The sequence below is a fragment of the Proteinivorax tanatarense genome, assembly GCF_040267685.1.
Classification (GTDB): domain Bacteria; phylum Bacillota; class Proteinivoracia; order Proteinivoracales; family Proteinivoracaceae; genus Proteinivorax; species Proteinivorax tanatarense.
Genome location: NZ_CP158367.1, coordinates 1,339,577 through 1,358,989 on the forward strand (window position 1 = coordinate 1,339,577; position 19,413 = coordinate 1,358,989).

Consider the following 19,413-nt stretch of genomic DNA (forward strand, 5'->3'; position numbering starts at 1 on the left):
TATGTCAAAGACTATAGTGTTAGGTGTAACAGGAGGAATAGCTGCTTATAAATCAGTAGATATAGTTAGTAGGTTAAAGAAACAAGGTTATGACGTTTTTGTTATATTAACTCAACATGGGCAAAAATTTATTACCGAGACAACATTTCAGTCTATATCGCAAAATCAAGTATATACAGATATGTTTGAAATATCTCAACATGATACTGAGCATATTTCGCTAGCTAAAAGAGCAGATTTATTTGTAGTAGCTCCAGCTACAGCAAATATTTTGGGGAAAGTGGCAGGTGGTATAGCAGACGATTTGCTATCTACAACTTTAATGGCAGCTAAATCTCCTGTCCTTTTTGCACCTGCTATGAATACAGCTATGTATGAAAATGAAATTGTGCAGCAAAACATCACTAAGCTTGAAAAGTTAGGCTATCTTTTTGAGGAACCACAACAAGGAAGACTAGCTTGTGGAGATATTGGGAAAGGTAAAATGGCAGAGCCTGAGTGTATAGTCAAGAGAATTAACAAAGAGCTATGCAAAAAACAGCAGTTGAAAGGTAAAAAAGTTCTAGTAACTGCAGGTCCGACTATTGAACCTATTGATCCATTTAGATATATAACAAACCATTCCAGTGGGAAAATGGGATATGCTATCGCTGAAGTGGCTGCTTCGCTAGGTGCAAATGTTACTTTAATCAGTGGACCAACAAACTTGAAAAAACCGGATAGCGTTGAATTTGTACAAACTTTAACTGCAGTTGAAATGTTTGATGCTATTAAAGAACACGTTGACTCAAGTGACGCTATAGTTATGTCTGCAGCAGTGTCAGATTATGCACCAAAAACTTATAAAACTAATAAGATAAAAAAGAAAGATGATAATATAACTTTAGAACTTAAGAAAAACCCTGACATTTTAAAAAGCCTTGATAAAATAAACCCTCGGCTTGTAAAGGTTGGTTTTGCAGCTGAAACTAACCATACAAATCAATATGCTAAGGAAAAACTAGAAAACAAAAAACTTGACTTAATCGTAGCTAATGATATATCAAACTCAAATTCTGGTTTTAAAAGTGATAACAATAAAATAACAATAATTAACCATCAAAAAACCATATCATATGATATAATGAGTAAGGTAGAATGTGCTGAAATAATAATGGAGCATGTAATTCCTTTATTGAGTAAAACAAACTAGCCCTATGGGGTTAGTTTGTTTTATATACACCGTAAATATGATATAATTATTATATTATTGAACTTTAGGGGGACATGGTATATGATTGCTGAAGTAGCTGTAGATTGCCCTATGAAAAAACTAAATAAAGTATTTCACTATTTAATCCCCCCTCACTTAAAGCAATTTATTTCCCCGGGGTCAAGAGTTATTGTACCCTTTGGCAGACAAAGAGTGTTAGGGTATGTATTAGATATTAAAGAACATAGTGATATAACACAGTTAAAATATATTCATGACATTTTAGATGGGCAGCCACTTTTGGATGAGAATATGATAAAGCTTGGGAAATGGATGGCTCATCGGTATATCACTAGCTTAGCATGTTGTTTTAATGCAATGCTTCCTTCTGCTCTTAAAACAAATGCTGTAGAAAAATATACAGTAGGGGATAATTGTTATGACGAGAAATTAAAAACGTTTCTGTCGACACCCAAAGCTTTGGGTGAACTTATAAAAGCATTTGGTTTGTCCTCCCAAGATATTAGTTTATACATTAAAAGAGGAGTACTTGTTAAACAAAAACATTATGAACATAAAAGTTCTCAAAAATATATAGATATATTGCAACTAACCAAAGGGGTAACTAAGGAGGATATTAGCAAGAGAGCCTACAGGCAGCATCAGCTTTTTGAGGTGCTTAAAAATCAAAAGGAAGTAGTTTTTCAAAAACTGCCTGTGGAGCTTAAAAGAGCTGCTAATAGTTTGGTTGAAAAAGGTGTAGTGCTAAAAAAACAAAAACAAGTATTTAGAGAGCCTAACAATATTAATATTCAAGAGAAATGTGTTATTTCTTTAACCTCTTATCAAAAACAGGTTTTTGAAACCGTAAGCGAATCATTGAGCAATTTAAAAAGAGATAGTTTTCTTTTATGGGGAGTAACTGGTAGTGGGAAAACAGAAATTTACCTTCGGCTTGCGGAAAAAGCTATATCTCAAAATAACGATGTAATTGTTCTAGTTCCAGAGATAGCTCTTACTCCTCTGATGGTAAATCGATTTAAAAATAAGTTCAACGATAATGTAGCAGTACTGCACTCGGGATTATCCCAGGGAGAAAAGTTAGATCAATGGCAAAAAATAAAGGAAGGCAAAGTAAAAATAGTAGTAGGAGCTAGAAGTGCCGTTTTTGCACCATTTAAAAATGTTGGCCTAATAATAATAGATGAGGAGCACGAGAATACTTATAAACAAGAAGAAAACCCAAAATATCATACTATAGAAATTGCACAGAAAAGATTAGAGTTATCACAAGGGGTTTTATTACTGGGGTCTGCTACCCCATCTATTGAAAGCTTGTATAGAACAGAACATGGTGAATACAAGCTTTTAAACCTGCCCAAACGAGCTACCGCAAATGAAATGCCTTTAATTGATGTTGTCGACATGAAAAGTGAGTTGGAAAATGGAAACCGTAGCATTTTTAGTAAAAAGTTATTTAAAAGTATAAAAAAGTCCCTAGATAACAACGAGCAAGTAGTTTTATTTCTTAATCGAAGGGGGTTTTCAACTACTACACTGTGCAGGAAATGTGGCTTTACATTTAAATGCCCTAGTTGTGATTTGACGTTAACAAGTCATGATAACGGCAATTTCTTGATATGTCACTACTGTCACTATCAGTTAAGCAAACCTAATTCGTGTCCATCATGCAAAAGTATTCATTTATCATTCAATGGGATTGGCACGGAAAAATTACAAAAAGAAGTTCAAAAGGTTTTTCCAAAAAGTAAAATATTGCGAATGGATGTAGACACTATGTCATCAAAAGATAGTTATAATAAAGTTTATCAACAATTTGCTGATAAACAGGGAGATATTCTTATTGGAACTCAAATGATAGCTAAGGGTTTTGATTTCCCAGATGTGACAACTGTAGGGATTATTATTGCGGATATGGGTTTAAATATCCCTGACTTTAGAAGTGCAGAAAAGACTTTTCAGTTAGTTACCCAAGTAGCAGGAAGAGCAGGTAGGGGGGATAAAGCAGGGGTAGTTATTTTACAGACATATTCACCTGAACATTATAGTATTGAGCATAGTTCTAAGTACCAGTATAAGCAATTTTACTTAAAAGAAATTAAAATTAGAGAAGCGTTAAACTACCCTCCTTTCGTAAAAATTATAAAGTTTGATATAGTAGCAAACCAAGAAGAAAGAGTAAAAAAAGAAGCTATTGAAGTAGCTGAAATGCTAAAAGAACTACAAAAAAAGCATCAAATACAAAAAAGTGAGATATTAGGACCGGTAATGAGTGCTAGATACAAGTTAAGAAATAACTATAGATGGCAGGTTATGCTTAAGACCAATAATATGAAACAATGGTTAGACATTCTAAATAAATATAATTTCCCTCATAAATTTTCTAAAGGTATTAGAGTCTCTATAGATGTAGAACCAACAACAACCACATAAGGAGGATATTTTGATGGCAATTAGACAAGTTTTACAGGATGAGAATCCAATTTTAAGAAAAAAATCAATTCCCGTAAAAGAGATTAACCAAGAAACAATAAGATTATTAGATGATATGCATGATACTATGGTTGATTATGAGGGGATAGGTTTAGCTGCGCCACAAGTTGGGGTGTTAAAAAGGGTTATAGTAGTGCAATTGGGGGAGGAACTACCTAAGATCGAGTTAGTTAATCCGAAAATAGAAAAGACTATAGGAGAAAAATCAGATTTGGAAGGGTGCTTAAGTGTACCAGGAGTTTTTGGTGAAGTTAAACGGGCTGAAGAAATTGTTGTATCTGGGCTGAATCGTACAGGTAAAAAAATAAAATTTAATGCGCAAGGAATGCTTTCTAGGGCTTTGCAGCATGAAATAGATCATTTAGATGGTATTATATTTACAGATAAAGTAGACAAACTGGTGGAAGGTTAGGTGATAAATATGAGAGTTGTATTTATGGGAACACCTGATTTTGCAGTTCCTACCTTAAGAGTTCTTAATGAAAACTATGATCTTGTCTCCGTAGTGACTCAACCAGATAGAAAAAAAGGGAGAGGGCAAAAAAAACTTTTTTCACCAGTTAAAACATTTGCAAATGAACATGAATTACCAATACTACAGCCAAATACAGTAAAAAGCAAGGATTTTATAGCAAAAGTAGAAAGCTTATCTCCAGATGTCATTGTTGTAGTAGCTTATGGGCAAATTATACCAAAACAGATTTTAGAATTGCCTCCTTTAGGCTGTATAAATGTTCATGGCTCATTGCTGCCTGCGTATAGAGGGGCGGCTCCTATTCACTGGGCATTACTTAAAGGTGAAAAAACTACAGGTGTAACAACTATGTTGATGGATGAAGGTATGGATACAGGTGACATATTAATAAAAAGGACAGTAACGATAAGTGACCAAGACAATGTAGCAACTTTACACGAAAGATTATCAAAAGTTGGTGCTACTACCTTAATAGAAACCTTGGATAAACTTAAATCTCAAGAGATAGTACCTCAACCACAGAACTCTAAATTAGCTACTTATGCACCAAAGCTAACAAAAGATTTATGTAAGATAAATTGGTCTGAAGATAATATCAAGGTTTTTAATAGAATTAGAGGTCTTAACCCGTGGCCTGGTGCCTATACCTACTTTAGGGGGGCGAGAGTTAAAGTGTTTGAAAGTGAAATTTCAAATAAAGACTATAAAAAAACATGTGGTGAAGTTATTTCGGTTGATCATAAAGGGTTGTTAGTTCAATCGAAAAATAGTTCAATTTACTTAAAAGTCTTGCAACCTGAAAACAAGAAGAAAATGGATGCTATCTCTTTTGTAAATGGATACAATATTAAAGAAGGAGAGAACTTTGAGGAAAAGAGAAGGGGATAAAAATGACACATAAAGTAGAGGGGTATCAAAAACGGCTTTTTTTATCATTATTAATAGTGGCACTTCTGTTATTAGGTGGCTTCACTTTATTGTTGTTTAGCGGTATTATAGGAGATTCTATAATTGTAAAAATTTTAATAAATATTCTCTTAATAACTTTTATTGTGTTTTTAATTGTTATAAGCTTAGGAATCTTGGTTTTACTTGAAAGTATTGCATTTAAAAAAGTACCAAAATCTCTTCAAAAACTAGGTTGGTTAAGCATAAAAGTATTATATCCTGTTGTGTTTTTTTTAGCCAAACTATTTAAACTAGATAAAGAAAAAATTAAAGGTTCATTTATAGCAATTAACAATGAAATGATGAGAGAGGTTTACGGAAAAATCAAAGGTGATGACTTGCTGGTACTGTTGCCACATTGTATACAAAAGGCAAGCTGTAAAGTAAAGGTAACCCACGATATTAATAACTGTAAGCGATGTAACAAATGTGATCTTTCTGCTATCCTAGATTTAAAGGACCAGTATAATTTTAATCTTTATGTTGCAACTGGAGGTACAGCTGCTAGAGAAGTTGTTAAAAAATGCAAACCTAAAGGAATACTAGCGGTGGCATGTGAAAGAGACCTTTTCAGCGGAATAATTGATTGCAAACCTCTTCCGGTTGTAGGGTTATTGAACCAACGACCAAATGGCCCTTGTTATAATACTATTATCGATCAGCAGGAGTTGAATGATAAATTGAAAAATATGTTAAGGGAGGAATGTTAAAATGTTTTTTGGTACAGGGATTTTTTTCTTTGATTCAGGTTTGATATTTTTTGTCTTGCCGGCAGGACTTTTTGCTATGTATGCTCAAGGAAAGGTAAAGTCAGCATATGCAAGGTATTCAAAGGTTATGTCTAACAAAAATATGACAGGTGCTCAAGTTGCACGTACTCTATTAGATAAAAAAGGTTTGCATGACGTTGATGTAGAGTTAACAGGAGGTCATCTTTCTGATCATTATGATCCAAAGGCCAGAAAAGTAAGGTTATCTAGGGAAGTTCATAATGGTAGCTCTTTAGCTTCTTTGGCAATTGCAGCCCACGAAACTGGTCATGCTAATCAACATGATGAAGGGTATTTTTTTCTAACCTTTAGAAACAATTTCGTGCCTATAGCTCAATTTGGAAGTTCTTTAGCTATGCCATTGTTTTTGATTGGTTTTATATTTACTACCGGTCAAGGGGATGGACCTACTTATTTAATGGATTTAGGTATTGCTTTTTTCTCATTGGCTTTGATTTTTCAATTAGTAACGTTACCTGTCGAGTTTAACGCATCAAGTAGAGCGATGAGTTCTTTAACAAATATGGGGATTATAGATGAGCAGGAGAGGAAAGGGACAAAAGAGGTTCTTAATGCAGCAGCTTTAACTTATGTTGCAGCTACAGCAGTTGCCTTAGCACAACTATTGAGGCTGATTTTGTTGAGGAATAGTCGGAAATAATGGGAGATAAATCAAATGCAAGAGCTCAAAGCATTAGGGCTTTAATGCAAATTGAGCGAAACAATAGTTATTCTAATTTAGTTGTCAATGAGTTTTTAAAAAAACATGATTTTAGCAAAGAGGACAAGGGGTTATTTACTAAAATAGTGTATGGTGTAATAGCCAATAAAAGCTTTTTACTTTGGGTTCTTAAAAAATATGTAAAAAGGCCACATAAGCAGCAAGCTTGGTTAAAGTATACTTTAATGACATCCCTTTATCAGATTGCCTTTTTAGATAATGTACCAGATTATGCTGTGGTTAATGAAGGTGTTAATTTTGTAAAACGCTATAACTATAAAAAGGTATCATTTGTAAATGCCGTTCTTAGAAATATAGTTAGAGAAAAAGATGAGTTTTTTAAAGTTCCAACAGATGATTTTCTCCAGTATCTTTCAATAAGGTATTCTTATCCTATTTGGATTGTTGAAGAATTTTCGAAAGTTGTTAGTACAAATGAACAGTTAGAAAGTCTTTTAGTGGCGATGAATTCTTCACATAAGACAACTATTCGAGTTAATACATTAAAAAATAGTAAGCAGGACTTACTAACTAATTTGCGTGAAAAAGGAATAGATGTAGCTACTGTTGATAAATGCGAGGATGCTTTGGTGTTTAACACAAGTACTCCTTTGCAGCGTATTGAAGAGTTAAAAAGTGGTAAGTGTTTTGTGCAAAGCTTAGGTTCTATTTTGGTTGGAGAGATAGCAAATCCTAAACCAAAAGACGTAGTCTTAGATATGTGTGCAGCTCCAGGCACTAAAACAACCCACTTAGCTCAGCTAATGAATAATGTGGGAAAGATTTACGCTTGTGATGTTCATAAACACAGGGTTAATTTAATTAAAGAGTCCTGTATACAAGCTGATGCACAGATAGTGGAGGCAATTCATTTAGACAGTACGAAAGCTAACAGTTATTTTACTAAAAAATTTGATCTGGTTCTTTTAGATGCTCCTTGTAGTGGGTTAGGAGTTATTGCAAATAAACCAGATATAAAGTGGAATAAAAAAAAGGATGATCTTAAGAGTATTACAAAACTTCAAACGGACCTTATTAGCAATGGTATCAAATTATTAAAATCAAAAGGAACTTTGATTTATTCTACATGTACGTTAACTAAATCAGAGAATGAAGATATTGTAAATGCGGCAATAAAAAAGGACAATTCGATTTCGTTGAAATCTGAAAGGCGTATTTTGCCGGACAAGGAAAATACTGATGGTTTTTATATAGCAGAAATTCAAAAAAAGTAAAAAGGGTGAAGTTTAGTTGTGGTAAATTTAGTAGGATTAGACATTAAAACTATGGAAGAAAAATTAGCTTCATATGTAAAACAAAAATTTAGGGTTAAGCAAATACATGAGTGGATTTATCATAAGCAGGTATCTTCTTTTATGGAGATGTCCAATTTGCCTTTAAAACTTAGGCAAGAGCTGACAGATAATTTTGTTATTGGCGATATTCGTGTTAAGGATAAGCAAATTTCAGCAGATGGAACAAAGAAGTTTTTGCTTAAATTTCCTGATGGAGCGTTAACTGAAGCAGTTTTAATGAAATATGAGCATGGTGTAAGTATTTGCTTGTCTACTCAAGTTGGGTGTAAAATGGGTTGTGTATTTTGTTCCTCGGGGGAAGATGGCTTTGTTAGAAATCTTTCTAAAGCAGAAATAATTGAGCAATTTTGGGCAATCCAGAGAATTACTAAGGAGCGTATAAAAAACGTCGTAATTATGGGTATGGGGGAACCTTTAGACAATTATGATAATGTTTTGGATTTTATACGGTTTGTGAATGATGAACAGACGTATAATATCGGGATTAGAAATATTACCCTTTCCACTTCCGGCTTAGCGCCCCAAATATATAAACTGGCAGAGGAAGAGCTAGGCATTACCTTGGCTTTATCTTTGCATGCTTCGAACCAAGGGAAAAGACAAAAAATTATGCCTATTTCAAAAAGCTATCCAATCAAAGAAGTGATTGATGCATGCCGCTACTATTGTGATAAAACAAAAAGAAGGATTACTATTGAGTATGCGTTAATTAACAATTTTAATGATAGTGATAAAGATGCTTTTGAATTGGCTAATCTTTTATCAGGGTTATTATGTCATATTAACTTAATACCTTTGAATGATTCTTTAAGTGAGCATGGTTTTGTAAAAAGTTCAGATGAAAGGGTTAAGAGTTTTCAAAAGGTATTACAGAAAATTGGGTTTAAGACGACAATTAGGCGAGAGTTAGGAAGCGATATTGATGCGGCGTGTGGTCAATTAAAGAAAAGAAATATTTAGAATGAAGGTGAGGCCAAGTGAAAATTGGTGGCAAAACTCATTGTGGTTACCAAAGAGAAGTGAATCAGGATTACTTTACTTATGGAGAAAATAGTAATTTTTCTTATATGATTGTGGCAGATGGTATGGGGGGACACCTAGCTGGAGAAATTGCCAGTAAAAAGGCGGTTGATTTTTTAAAGAATAAGCTAGATAGCACTGATGATGTAGTTCAGTTAAAAACGTTGATCGAGCAGGTAAATCAAGACGTATATAAAATATCTAAAGAAAATAAGGATTTAAATGGGATGGGTACTACTTTAACGGTAGTAATTATATCAGGTAGTTATCTTAATGTAGGTCATGTCGGTGATAGTCGTGTATATCTTTTTAGGGATGATAAACTATCCCAACTAACTACAGATCATTCTTTAGTTGCGGACTTAGTTAGGCATGGGCAACTATCAGAAAAAGAAGCAGAAAAACACCCACAACGTAATATTTTGACTCAAGCGGTTGGAACTGATCGCGTTGTAAAAGTCCAATCTACTAGCCATAGATTAAAGTCTTATGATAAGGTATTGTTATGTACTGATGGTTTAACAAAGTTTTTAAAACATAAAGAAATTTCAGATATAATGTCGCAAAAAGAAGTAAATGAAATTTGTGACAGGTTAATAAAAGCGGCTTTAAAAAAAGGTGGAGCTGACAATGTTACTGTAGCTGTGGCAGATGTCGGAGAGGTTAAGGAGGTGAATTAGGATGGTAGGGCAAAAATTAGCAAATAGATATCATATAATTGAAAAAATAGGCAGTGGAGGGATGGCTGTTGTTTATAAAGCACGGTGCACTTTACTTAATAGAATCGTTGCAGTTAAAGTGTTAAAAAATCAGTTTATTCATGACCAAGAGCTTGTACGTAGGTTTCGGCGAGAAGCTCAGGCTTCAGCAGGCCTTTCTCATCCTAATATAGTAGGTATTTATGATGTAGGTCAAGATAAGGATAATTACTTTATAGTTATGGAATATGTTGCAGGGCAAACTTTAAAAGATTATATTAAAGACAGTAAATTAAACCCAAATGAAGCCTTAAACTTTGCTAAAAATATATGCAAGGCTTTAAAGCATGCCCATGACAATTCAATTATTCATAGAGATATTAAACCACAAAATATTTTGTTGACAAAAGAAAAGCATGTTAAAGTTACAGATTTTGGCATAGCTAAGGCTGTTAATAATGATCAAACATTAACTATGCAAAACACTAATACTGTTCTTGGTTCTGTCCACTATTTTAGTCCAGAACAAGCTAAGGGCAATTATGCAGGCGTCCAGTCTGACATTTATTCTCTTGGTATAGTGATGTATGAGATGCTTACAGGAAACTTACCATTTGAAGGAGATAGCCCCATATCTATAGCTATAAAGCATATACAAGAACCGATAAAACCAATTATTGAACTAGATAATGATATGCCTATGGGAGTTTCCAACATAGTTAAAAAGGCCGTAACTAAAAACAAAGATTTGCGATACAAGTCAGCTGAGGAGCTTTTAAATGACATAAGAAGTTGGTTAAATTATGGGGAAGTTGATATAGAAACTACTGAAGAGGTAGATCAAACTCAACGCTTTTCTATGGGGGAGATAGATAATAAATCTTTGGATGAGAAAAATGAAGAACCAAAACAAAAAAAGAAAAAATCGCTTACAAAAGGAAAAAAAATACTTATCTCTTTACTGGTTCTTGTGGTATTTATAGGAGGAGGATATGCACTCACTAGAAGGGCATTATATGTTCCAGAAGTAACAGTTCCTAATGTTGAGGGATTATCATTATCAGAGGCTATATATGAATTAGAAGAGTTAGGATTAGAGTATATTATAGAAGGTGAAGAACATAATAATATGCCAACAAATCATGTTTTATATCAAAGCCCGTCAGCTGGTGCAGCTCGCCGAGAAGGTAGAGAGGTATCTTTAGTTTTAAGTCTTGGACCACAGTATATTGATGTTCCAGATGTTGTAGGAGAGTCAGAAAGAGGAGCTATAAATACTTTATCTGAATCTGGCTTTGAAGTTGAAGTGAATCGCGAGTATGATAATACGGTTGAAAGTGGTAAAGTTATAAGTCAGTCTCCACGAGGAGGCAGTTTGCAAAGAGAGGAAACGGTATCCATCCTTATAAGTGAAGGGCCTAAACCCGTAGATATGCCTAGCTTAACTAGCAAAGATTTAAATGAAGCTACTGACTTGCTAGAACAGCTTGGCTTAGAGTACACTACAAGATGGATTCAGCCTCAAGGCGATAGCCCTGGAGGTATTGTTATTGAGCAATATCCTTCTTCAGATGGTGAAATTTTGCCTGGACAGACAATTGTAGAGCTTGATGTAAGACCTTATGAACGGGTAGAAGAAGTTGTTCAAGTTGATGCTGATTTTTTTGGTACTCATGTGAGGATTGTGGTTGAAGATATAGAAGGGGTTAATACTGTAGTTGATGAAAGGGTTTTTGTTGGTGGTAGAAATGAAGAATTTGTTATTACTTATTGGGAAGGTGGAGAAGTAAGAGTGTTTGTTGATGGTGAACTACAGTAAACATAGACTGCCTAGAAAGGTTGTGAGAGAAGAATTAAGGGAATAATATATAAGGCTTTGAGCGGATTCTATTATGTAAAAGCTGAGAATAATAGTTGCTTTCAATGCAAGGCGCGAGGTAAGCTGAAAAAGGAAAAGATTAAGCCATTTGTAGGAGACAAAGTTGAAATTTCTACTATAAGTACTACAGAGGGAGTAATAGAAGAAGTTTTGCCTAGAAAAAATTTGTTTCATAGACCAACTGTTTCTAATATAGACCAACTTGTTATAATGATAGCGAGTGAACAACCGAAGCCTGATTTTTTATTGGTGGATACTTTGCTTGCTCTAGCAGAATCTCATCAAGTAGAAAGTTTGATTTGTGTAACAAAGGTTGATTTAAACAATGATATTGTAGACTTTGTAAAAAGTCGTTTTTCCAACTCTAAATACCCAGTGTTAGGGATATCAAACAAAAGTTTAGTTGGAATCGAAAATCTAAGGAAATATTTAAGTGGAAAAATTTCTTGTTTAAGTGGTCAAAGTGGAGTTGGTAAATCATCACTAATTAACACTATAAATAAAGATGTAAATTTTAAGGTTGGAGATATTTCAAGAAAAATAAAGAGGGGTAAACATACTACAACTCATAGTTCGCTGGTAGAGATTTTTGATAATAGTTTTATAGTAGATACTCCAGGGTTTTCTAATATTTCGCTGGAACAAATTGATATTCAAGACTTACCTAGACTTTTTAATGAGTTTGAATTGTATAGCTGTAAGTTTAGCACATGTTCCCATACAGAGGAAAACAACTGTGGTGTTATAGAAGCAGTTAAAACAGGAGATATACACCTACAAAGGTATAATAATTACCTTATGTTGAGAAAAAAAATAAAGCAGATAAAGGAGAGATATTAAGGTGGTTAAAATTGCACCATCCCTATTAGCGGCGGATTTGTTAAATTTACAAAAAGACATTGAAGATGTTGAAGAAAGTGGAGCTCACTGGCTACATATAGATGTTATGGATGGTCACTTTGTTCCTAATATTACTTTTGGTGCTGATTACGTTAAAGCTATTAAAAACTTTACGAGTTTAACCTGTGATGTTCACCTTATGATAAAGCAACCTGAAAAATATATACCTAGTTTTGCGCAAAGTGGTGCTGATATAATAACGGTTCACTATGAAGCGGTTACCCATCTACATAGAGTTGTACAAATGATTAAAGATCACGGGGCAAAAGCGGGTGTAGCTATAAACCCAGCAACTAATGTAGAGAGTTTAAGGTATATATTAGAAGAAGTAGATTTAGTGCTAGTAATGTCTGTAAATCCAGGGTTTGGTGGGCAAAAATTCATCACAAATTCTATTGAAAAAATTAGACATCTTAAAAGTATTATGCCAGATAAAAGAGGTGTGGAAATTCAGGTTGATGGAGGAGTTAATGGTGATATTGCTAAGAAGCTTATTCATGCGGGAGCTACATCGTTGGTAGCGGGTTCCCACATTTTTAATAACAAGGATAGAAAGAAAGCTATTAAGAGCTTGCAAAATTAAATAGATATGACTAGGGGTGTTACATTAGTAACTGAGAGAGCAATTTGTTCGACCCTTTGAACCTGAACTGGTTAAAGCCAGCGGAGGGAAGTCGGTGGCCATATAAAAAGGTTAAGCCGTTCCCTTAGGAACCGCTTAACCTTTTATTTATTTTATAAAGGAGGATGCTGTATGAGAAATGAAAAAACAAAAATTTTAGTTGAAGCAGGAGTTATGTTAGCCCTGGCTATTATTTTAAGCTATTTAAGACTTGGCAGAATGCCCCAAGGTGGTTCTGTTTCTTTACAAATGCTTCCTATTTTTATAATAGCGTTGCGCTGGGGTGTCGTTCCAGGTGTTTTGACTGGGGCAGCATTTGGTTTAATGCAGATTTTATTAGGAGAAGCATGGATAGCTACGCCGTTACAGGCATTTATTGATTATCCATTAGCTTTTGGAGTTGTTGGTATTGCAGGATTTTTTAGAAACAAAAAAGTTGTTGGTATTGCATTAGGGGGAATGCTGAGGTTTTTGTGTCACTTTTTTGCTGGTGTTGTATTTTTCGCTGAATATGCGGGAGAACAGAATGTGTATATTTATTCGGGGGTATACAATATTACTTATATTCTCCCAGAAATCATAATAGCGGCTTTGATCACTCCAATGTTACTTTCTAAAATTAAAGGAGTGTCAAATAATCAGCAACAGGAGCAGGAGTACCACACCTTTAAGCTACTTATATCAGTAGCCTTACCTCTTCTTTTGACAGTATTTTTAATGGATGAATTTAAGCTAGAATTTATAAATGAATTTTTATTTAAGGGGGTAATAGGTTTAGCTTGGCTAATAACCTTAGTCGCAAACATTAGAGATTACTTAAAAAACAACTTTAAAACTCCTTTAATAGTTTTTATATATACTCAATTGGTGACATTAGCGGCATATATTGCGATAGCAGTTTTTACTTTATTTTCTAGTTAATAGGTGGTAAAATATTATTTGAGGGTGGTTTAGCAGTGATTTATTTATTCTTAAATGGTGATGTCCCAGCAAAAAGTGATTATTATAAAGCTCAACCTCATAAGGTAATAGCAGTTGATGGTGGGTTCAATAAAATTCCCAAAACATTACAAGCAGACATTTTAATTGGTGATATGGATTCAGTTAAAAAAGTACCAATAGTAAAAACAATTAAACACCCAGTTGAAAAAAACCAAAGTGATTTAGAGTTGGCCTTGGAGTATATTTTTAATAATCACTCTATAAAAGAAAAGATTGTTGTTTTTGGTTTAACTGGAGGAAGAGTTGACCATCAACTTTTTAATTTATTTGTTTTAAGAGAGTATGCTAAAAAGATAGATTTTATCTGTGAGACAGAAAAAGAAAAAATACTTGTTACCAAAGGAGATAGCTTGATTAAAAACTTTAAGGGAAAAACTTTTTCAATTTTTCCTTTAGAGGATTATCAAAAAATTACCATAAGAGGCGCAAAGTACCCATTGAAAGAAAAAAAAATAAATATGGGGGATTCATTAACTTTGAGTAATGTTTGCATTGACGAAGAACTCTTTGTTTACTCTAAAGGAGTAGTGGCAATAATTATAAATAAGTAGTATTATCACGATTGTAGGAGGTGCACCTATGAAAGTAGGAATAATAAGTGATACCCATGGTGTAGTGGATAGCTGGGAAAAAGTGTATTCAAAATATCTAACTTTTTCTGATCTTATTATTCACTGTGGAGATGTTCTATATCATGGACCTAGAAACCCAATTGTTACAGGATATAACCCAAAGGCTTTAGCTGAAAAATTAAATGATGTTAAAGTACCGATTGTTTTTGCAAAAGGCAATTGTGATGCAGAGGTAGACCAAATGGTGTTAAATCACCCTTTACAAAGCCCTTATACAATCATGATAATTTCAGGGAGAAAAATTTTAGCGACTCATGGTCACGATATTGATTATTGTGAGAGGCTAAAGTTAGCACAAAAATTTAATTTAGATGTTATGATTACTGGGCACACACATATACCTGAAATTTATAAGGAAAAAGGGACCGTGTTTTTAAACCCAGGATCCATAGCTTTACCTAAGAACGAATTTCCTTCTTTTTCTTTGCTTTATAAAGAAAAAATTGAAATTATAAATTTACAAACTCACAAAATTATAGAGACATTTAATTTATAGCAAATTAAAAACACACCTTATAGAAACTTGACTTAACTATAAGGTGTGTTTTTTTATTACAGTTTACTTAGAATATTTGTTTTCAAGAGTTTCTATTAGATCTTTAGCGTATTCCTTTGCTCCAAAAAGAGATAAATCTTTATAGTTTCCACATTGAATAGGGTTAGATGCGGGAATCTCTTTAGCGGTAACTACTTTTTTTAATGAGTTAACTAATGCAAGTAGAATAGCTTTTTCATCTTTTTTATCCATCAAAATTAAATAAAAACCGGTACGGCACCCCATAGGTGAAATGTCAATAACATTATCTAATTCTTCCCTAAAAAAGCCTGCAAGAAGGTGTTCAAGGCCATGAAGAGCAGCAGTGGGAATGGCCGTTTCGTTTGGCTGTACAAATCTTAGATCAAATTTTGTGATTTGGTCACCCTTAGGGGTATAAATTTCCCCACACTTTCTGACAAAAGGTGCCTTAACTTTTGTGTGATCCATTGTGAAGCTTTCTACCACAGTTTTTGTCATTTTTATCTCTCCCTTTAATTTATTTAAAACTTTCTCTGTTAATTTATGATATCATAGCATTGTTACTTATAAAACATTAGTGAAGTATTAAAAGTTAAAGTGTAGCATAATCTATGTAATTAGAATTTTTGATTAATCTATTCATAGGATAGTAGTATGAGGTTTGCTTTAAATAAAAGTTTTATAGAGAATATATATTTTGAGAATTTAGCACAAATTTATATTTACTTGAATATATATTAGTAAAGGATAAAAAACATAGTTAGGGAGGTGTTTGTTATGAAAATAGTTGCCATAAAACTTCCCAAGTTCTTAAGTAAAATATTGAAATCATTTATGAAAGAAAAAGAGAAAAAATAAAAAGCGACCTACAGGGCGCTTTTTATTGCTTAAGTATTTTTTATTATAAGGCTCTTTTAACTTTACCTGCTTTTAAGCAACGGGTACAAACGTTTACTCTTTGAATAGAGCCGTTAATATCCGCTTTGATTTTTTGTAGATTTGGAGACCATCTGCGTTTGGTTTTAACGTTAGAGTGGCTTACTCTATGACCAGTACTGGACGCTTTTTCACAAACTATACATTTTTTAGCCATATGCCCACCTCCTTTTACAACAAAATATATTTTACCATAACTTTAAAATATTATCAAGGGAATTTGCTATACTAACAGGCAGAATTATTTATTATTATGTATCTTTATTAAGTTAACACTTTGTTATTTTATTTAATTCCATGTTTTGATTTTTTAAGCAAATGTAGTAAAATAGTAGATAGCACTATAAAAATACCTTTATAAGTTAAATATAAAATATTTGAGGGAGGAAAGAACATGAATTTAAAAACTGAACTAGGTAATGTAAGTGTGTCAAATGAGGTTATTGCTACTATTGCGGGGGCAAGCGCTACAGAGTGCTTTGGGCTTGTTGGAATGCAATCTAGAAAACAAGTCAGGGATGGAATATCAGACTTGTTAGGTAGAGAAAACCTAGGAAAAGGTGTTGAAATAACAGAAGAAGACGGACAGTTATACATTGAGTTGTTTATTGTTGTTAGTTTTGGTACTAAAATTCATCAAGTTGCGCAAAATGTAATTGATACAGTAAAATACTCCGTTCAAAAACTAACTGGTTTAGAGGTTCGTCATGTTAAAGTAAATGTTCAAGGAGTAAAAGTCGATAACAGCTAGTAAGAGGAGGAAATACTAAATGTACCTTAAGCAATTAGATGGAAATATTTTAAGTGAAATGCTTGTTTTGGGCGCAGAATCTTTGTCAGCTAATAAAGAAAAGATAGACAGTTTAAATGTTTTTCCTGTCCCTGATGGAGATACTGGTACCAATATGAATTTAACAATGGCTTCTGCCATTAGAGAAATAGAAAAGCAAAAAGGTGAAAGCGTAAAAGATGTTGCTAAAGCTTTATCCAACGGGTCTTTAATGGGGGCTAGAGGCAACTCAGGGGTTATTCTATCTCAGCTTTTTAGAGGGTTTTCTAAAGCTATAGAAGATAAGAAAGTAGTTACTCCAGTTGATTTTGCTTTAGGTTTAAACGAAGGTGTTAAAACTGCTTATAAAGCAGTCCTAAAACCTGTTGAAGGAACAATCCTTACTGTATCAAAATTTGCAGCGAAAGGTGCTCTTCTTAAGGCAAGAGATGGTGGTGATTTTTTAGAAGTTATGGAAGCTTGCCTATCAGAAGGACAGAAAACCTTAGACAAAACCCCTGAGATGCTAGATGTTTTAAAACAAGCTAATGTTGTGGATGCTGGAGGTAAGGGATTACTTGTAATTTATGAAGGTTGGCTAAAAGCATTAAAAGGCGAAAAGCTGGAAGTTGTAGCATCACCTACAGATATAGTGGAAAAAGTTGATCATAAAGATGAACATCCACAGGATGTAGATGAAATTGAGTTTGGATATTGCACAGAGTTTTTAGTGCAAGGAAACAATATTGATATTGAAAAAATGAGAAAAGATTTAGAATATCTAGGAGACTCACTTCTTGTTGTAGGAGATGAGGATGTTGTAAAAGTACATTTACATACTAATAATCCAGGAAAGGCCTTGGAAACGGCTATTGTAAATGGCGAGCTACAAGGTATAAAGATTGATAACATGAGAGCACAAGCTAGAGATATAATGGTAGCCAAAGAAAAAGATCGCAATAAGCCGTCTAAAGATATAGGTGTTATAACTGTAGCTAGCGGAGAAGGACTGTCAGATATATTTACAAGTATGGGCGTAGACTACGTAATTGAAGGCGGCCAAACCATGAATCCCTCTACAGAGGATTTTGTAAATGCTATTGAAAAAATAAATGCTAAATCTGTTATATTACTACCAAACAACAGTAACATTATTTTGGCAGCACAGCAGGCTGAAAAAATTTCACCAATCCCTACTAGGGTAATACCAACTAAGACAGTTCCACAAGGGGTTTCTGCTCTTCTAAATTATCAATCTGAGGGAGCTGAATTAGACGAAGTTTTTGAGCAAATGAAAGATGCAATAGTTGATGTTAAGTCAGGTCAAATAACTTATGCAGTTAGGAGCTCTAACTACAATGGTATGGAAATAAATGAGGGTGATATTCTTGGCATTGCAGAGGGTGAGATTAAGGTACTAGGCAAAGGTATAAATAAGATAACTTTGGATTTGCTAGAGAGTTTGGTTGATGATGAAACTGAAATTATTACACTGTTTTATGGTAAGGATATGACAGAAGAAGAAAGCAATGAAGTAGTTGAAGCTATAGAAGAGAAGTTTGACGATCTGGAAATTGAACTTCATTATGGAGGACAGCCTTTGTACTACTTTTTGATTTCGGTGGAATAACCTAAAGGTGGTGATGATATGACCTCCACGGTGGTTGTAACAGATAGTAGCGCTGATTTACCAGACGGTGTTTTAAAGGAATTAGATATAATTGTTATACCCTTAAAAATAAAGATAAATAGTAATGTATATAAAGATAATATAGGTATCTCTGCAGATGAAATATTTAAGAATGTAAAAGAAGATACCCCTAAAATTACTGTAAACGAACCTGATGTAAATGAAATTCAGGACATATATATAAATTTGTTGTCCAAATATCAAAATATTATTTCGATACACAGCGATACTGTCTTTTGTGGTGTGGCAAATAAGGTTAAGGGTGCAAAAGAATCTTTCGCTAATAACAAGGTTAGTGTAGTTGAAACTAATCTTTTCTCCATGGCTCTAGGCTGTTTAGCTATGGAAGTAGGTAAAGTGGCAAAAAGTTGTAACAAAAAGACAAAACTCGTTAGCTTGGCTAACAACTTAAAAAATAATATGTTGACATATTTTTTAGTAGAAGGGTCTGATACTTTAAATAGTAAGTTATACAAAGAACTTGAAGAACATAATGAAGACGTAGTAAATACCAATTATATTATTATAATAAAAAATGGAAAAATTGAGGTGGTTGATTGCTATAAAAACAGGCCTAAGGCATTGGCAGGCCTTGCGAAGTTAGCACAAGAAAGATTTTTAGGCAGCACAAAGTATAAAGTAGCTATTTCATATGGTGAGTGTTTAGGAGATGCCCTCCAATTGCGGGAGAGCTTAGAAAAGGAAAAGGAATATAACGAGCTAATACTTTCTCAAATGGGGGCTACCAATGGTGCACATCTAGGTCCTAAAGCTGTGGTATTGACTACTTATCCCGTATAAAGGAGGCCCTA

Annotated in this window: 20 protein-coding genes and 1 riboswitch; of the genes, 18 read left to right on the top strand and 2 right to left on the bottom strand. The window is 33.7% G+C overall.

Going from position 1 to position 19,413, the window contains the following annotated elements; all coding sequences use genetic code 11:
• The first annotated feature begins 1 nt into the window (after position 1).
• From coaBC to yfcE, 15 genes are all read left to right on the top strand, one after another.
• Positions 2-1,192, top strand: a complete 1,191-nt coding sequence (gene coaBC / locus PRVXT_RS06645; RefSeq protein WP_350344879.1) for a bifunctional phosphopantothenoylcysteine decarboxylase/phosphopantothenate--cysteine ligase CoaBC — start codon at positions 2-4, stop codon at positions 1,190-1,192.
• 81 nt (positions 1,193-1,273) lie between these two features.
• Positions 1,274-3,646: a primosomal protein N' gene (priA, locus tag PRVXT_RS06650; protein WP_350344880.1), complete on the top strand. Its 2,373-nt coding sequence runs from the start codon at positions 1,274-1,276 to the stop codon at positions 3,644-3,646.
• Between the two features lie 13 nt (positions 3,647-3,659).
• Positions 3,660-4,118 (top strand): peptide deformylase, encoded by a 459-nt coding sequence (def, locus tag PRVXT_RS06655; protein WP_350344881.1) that lies wholly within the window; start codon positions 3,660-3,662, stop codon positions 4,116-4,118.
• A 9-nt stretch (positions 4,119-4,127) separates the two neighbouring features.
• A complete protein-coding gene (fmt, locus tag PRVXT_RS06660; RefSeq protein ID WP_350345121.1) occupies positions 4,128-5,069 on the top strand; it encodes a methionyl-tRNA formyltransferase in 942 nt (313 codons plus the stop codon).
• Between the two features lie 2 nt (positions 5,070-5,071).
• Entirely contained in the window at positions 5,072-5,839 is a 768-nt protein-coding gene (locus PRVXT_RS06665) for a DUF116 domain-containing protein (RefSeq protein WP_350344882.1), read from the top strand.
• Between the two features lies 1 nt (position 5,840).
• Positions 5,841-6,560 (top strand): zinc metallopeptidase, encoded by a 720-nt coding sequence (locus PRVXT_RS06670; RefSeq protein ID WP_350344883.1) that lies wholly within the window; start codon positions 5,841-5,843, stop codon positions 6,558-6,560.
• Positions 6,560-7,855, top strand: coding sequence for a 16S rRNA (cytosine(967)-C(5))-methyltransferase RsmB (rsmB, locus tag PRVXT_RS06675; RefSeq protein WP_350344884.1), 1,296 nt, complete (start codon positions 6,560-6,562; stop codon positions 7,853-7,855). The genes PRVXT_RS06670 and rsmB overlap by 1 nt, the downstream gene beginning before the upstream one ends.
• Before the next feature lie 18 nt (positions 7,856-7,873).
• The gene (gene rlmN, locus PRVXT_RS06680) at positions 7,874-8,896 is read left to right on the top strand and encodes a 23S rRNA (adenine(2503)-C(2))-methyltransferase RlmN (protein WP_350344885.1); all 1,023 of its coding nucleotides are present in this window, start codon (positions 7,874-7,876) and stop codon (positions 8,894-8,896) included.
• Positions 8,897-8,913: 17 nt separating this feature from the next.
• The gene (locus PRVXT_RS06685) at positions 8,914-9,636 is read left to right on the top strand and encodes a Stp1/IreP family PP2C-type Ser/Thr phosphatase (protein WP_350344886.1); all 723 of its coding nucleotides are present in this window, start codon (positions 8,914-8,916) and stop codon (positions 9,634-9,636) included.
• A 1-nt stretch (position 9,637) separates the two neighbouring features.
• A complete protein-coding gene (gene pknB, locus PRVXT_RS06690) occupies positions 9,638-11,473 on the top strand; it encodes a Stk1 family PASTA domain-containing Ser/Thr kinase (protein ID WP_350344887.1) in 1,836 nt (611 codons plus the stop codon).
• Between the two features lie 45 nt (positions 11,474-11,518).
• The gene (gene rsgA, locus PRVXT_RS06695; protein WP_350345122.1) at positions 11,519-12,373 is read left to right on the top strand and encodes a ribosome small subunit-dependent GTPase A; all 855 of its coding nucleotides are present in this window, start codon (positions 11,519-11,521) and stop codon (positions 12,371-12,373) included.
• A 1-nt stretch (position 12,374) separates the two neighbouring features.
• Positions 12,375-13,016: a ribulose-phosphate 3-epimerase gene (gene rpe / locus PRVXT_RS06700; RefSeq protein ID WP_350344888.1), complete on the top strand. Its 642-nt coding sequence runs from the start codon at positions 12,375-12,377 to the stop codon at positions 13,014-13,016.
• A 2-nt stretch (positions 13,017-13,018) separates the two neighbouring features.
• Positions 13,019-13,122: riboswitch (TPP riboswitch) on the top strand.
• A gap of 65 nt (positions 13,123-13,187) precedes the next feature.
• Positions 13,188-13,976: an energy-coupled thiamine transporter ThiT gene (gene thiT / locus PRVXT_RS06705; RefSeq protein ID WP_350344889.1), complete on the top strand. Its 789-nt coding sequence runs from the start codon at positions 13,188-13,190 to the stop codon at positions 13,974-13,976.
• Between the two features lie 35 nt (positions 13,977-14,011).
• Complete coding sequence (locus PRVXT_RS06710; RefSeq protein ID WP_350344890.1) at positions 14,012-14,608, top strand: thiamine diphosphokinase; 597 nt, start codon at positions 14,012-14,014, stop codon at positions 14,606-14,608.
• Between the two features lie 28 nt (positions 14,609-14,636).
• Complete coding sequence (yfcE, locus tag PRVXT_RS06715) at positions 14,637-15,185, top strand: phosphodiesterase (protein WP_350344891.1); 549 nt, start codon at positions 14,637-14,639, stop codon at positions 15,183-15,185.
• Between the two features lie 63 nt (positions 15,186-15,248).
• Here yfcE and PRVXT_RS06720 read toward each other — a convergent pair whose 3' ends face one another.
• Both PRVXT_RS06720 and rpmB read right to left on the bottom strand, forming a co-directional pair.
• Entirely contained in the window at positions 15,249-15,704 is a 456-nt protein-coding gene (locus PRVXT_RS06720; RefSeq protein WP_350344892.1) for an S-ribosylhomocysteine lyase, read from the bottom strand.
• 403 nt (positions 15,705-16,107) lie between these two features.
• Positions 16,108-16,299 carry a 50S ribosomal protein L28 gene (gene rpmB, locus PRVXT_RS06725; protein WP_350344893.1) on the bottom strand — a complete coding sequence of 64 codons (192 nt, stop codon included), beginning with the start codon at positions 16,297-16,299 and terminating at the stop codon, positions 16,108-16,110.
• Positions 16,300-16,536: 237 nt separating this feature from the next.
• On the opposite strand from rpmB, the gene PRVXT_RS06730 reads away from it, so the two are divergent.
• The 3 genes from PRVXT_RS06730 to PRVXT_RS06740 are packed head-to-tail and all read left to right on the top strand — an operon-like array spanning position 16,537 to position 19,402.
• On the top strand, positions 16,537-16,893 hold the full coding sequence (locus PRVXT_RS06730) for an Asp23/Gls24 family envelope stress response protein (protein WP_350344894.1): 357 nt from the start codon (positions 16,537-16,539) through the stop codon (positions 16,891-16,893).
• 19 nt (positions 16,894-16,912) lie between these two features.
• Positions 16,913-18,541 (top strand): DAK2 domain-containing protein, encoded by a 1,629-nt coding sequence (locus PRVXT_RS06735; protein WP_350344895.1) that lies wholly within the window; start codon positions 16,913-16,915, stop codon positions 18,539-18,541.
• Positions 18,542-18,559: 18 nt separating this feature from the next.
• Positions 18,560-19,402 (top strand): DegV family protein, encoded by an 843-nt coding sequence (locus tag PRVXT_RS06740; RefSeq protein ID WP_350344896.1) that lies wholly within the window; start codon positions 18,560-18,562, stop codon positions 19,400-19,402.
• The last annotated feature ends 11 nt before the right edge of the window (positions 19,403-19,413 follow it).

What these genes read in the sequence shown, in the direction of transcription:
- def (WP_350344881.1), top strand. Translation starts at nt 3,660, where the DNA reads ATGGCAATTAGACAAGTTTTACAGGATGAGAATCCAATTTTAAGAAAA.
- rpmB (WP_350344893.1), bottom strand. Translation starts at nt 16,299, where the DNA reads ATGGCTAAAAAATGTATAGTTTGTGAAAAAGCGTCCAGTACTGGTCAT.
- PRVXT_RS06670 (WP_350344883.1), top strand. Translation starts at nt 5,841, where the DNA reads ATGTTTTTTGGTACAGGGATTTTTTTCTTTGATTCAGGTTTGATATTT.
- PRVXT_RS06665 (WP_350344882.1), top strand. Translation starts at nt 5,072, where the DNA reads ATGACACATAAAGTAGAGGGGTATCAAAAACGGCTTTTTTTATCATTA.
- rsmB (WP_350344884.1), top strand. Translation starts at nt 6,560, where the DNA reads ATGGGAGATAAATCAAATGCAAGAGCTCAAAGCATTAGGGCTTTAATG.
- thiT (WP_350344889.1), top strand. Translation starts at nt 13,188, where the DNA reads ATGAGAAATGAAAAAACAAAAATTTTAGTTGAAGCAGGAGTTATGTTA.
- PRVXT_RS06735 (WP_350344895.1), top strand. Translation starts at nt 16,913, where the DNA reads ATGTACCTTAAGCAATTAGATGGAAATATTTTAAGTGAAATGCTTGTT.
- PRVXT_RS06730 (WP_350344894.1), top strand. Translation starts at nt 16,537, where the DNA reads ATGAATTTAAAAACTGAACTAGGTAATGTAAGTGTGTCAAATGAGGTT.
- yfcE (WP_350344891.1), top strand. Translation starts at nt 14,637, where the DNA reads ATGAAAGTAGGAATAATAAGTGATACCCATGGTGTAGTGGATAGCTGG.
- pknB (WP_350344887.1), top strand. Translation starts at nt 9,638, where the DNA reads ATGGTAGGGCAAAAATTAGCAAATAGATATCATATAATTGAAAAAATA.
- PRVXT_RS06740 (WP_350344896.1), top strand. Translation starts at nt 18,560, where the DNA reads ATGACCTCCACGGTGGTTGTAACAGATAGTAGCGCTGATTTACCAGAC.
- priA (WP_350344880.1), top strand. Translation starts at nt 1,274, where the DNA reads ATGATTGCTGAAGTAGCTGTAGATTGCCCTATGAAAAAACTAAATAAA.
- fmt (WP_350345121.1), top strand. Translation starts at nt 4,128, where the DNA reads ATGAGAGTTGTATTTATGGGAACACCTGATTTTGCAGTTCCTACCTTA.
- PRVXT_RS06720 (WP_350344892.1), bottom strand. Translation starts at nt 15,704, where the DNA reads ATGACAAAAACTGTGGTAGAAAGCTTCACAATGGATCACACAAAAGTT.
- coaBC (WP_350344879.1), top strand. Translation starts at nt 2, where the DNA reads ATGTCAAAGACTATAGTGTTAGGTGTAACAGGAGGAATAGCTGCTTAT.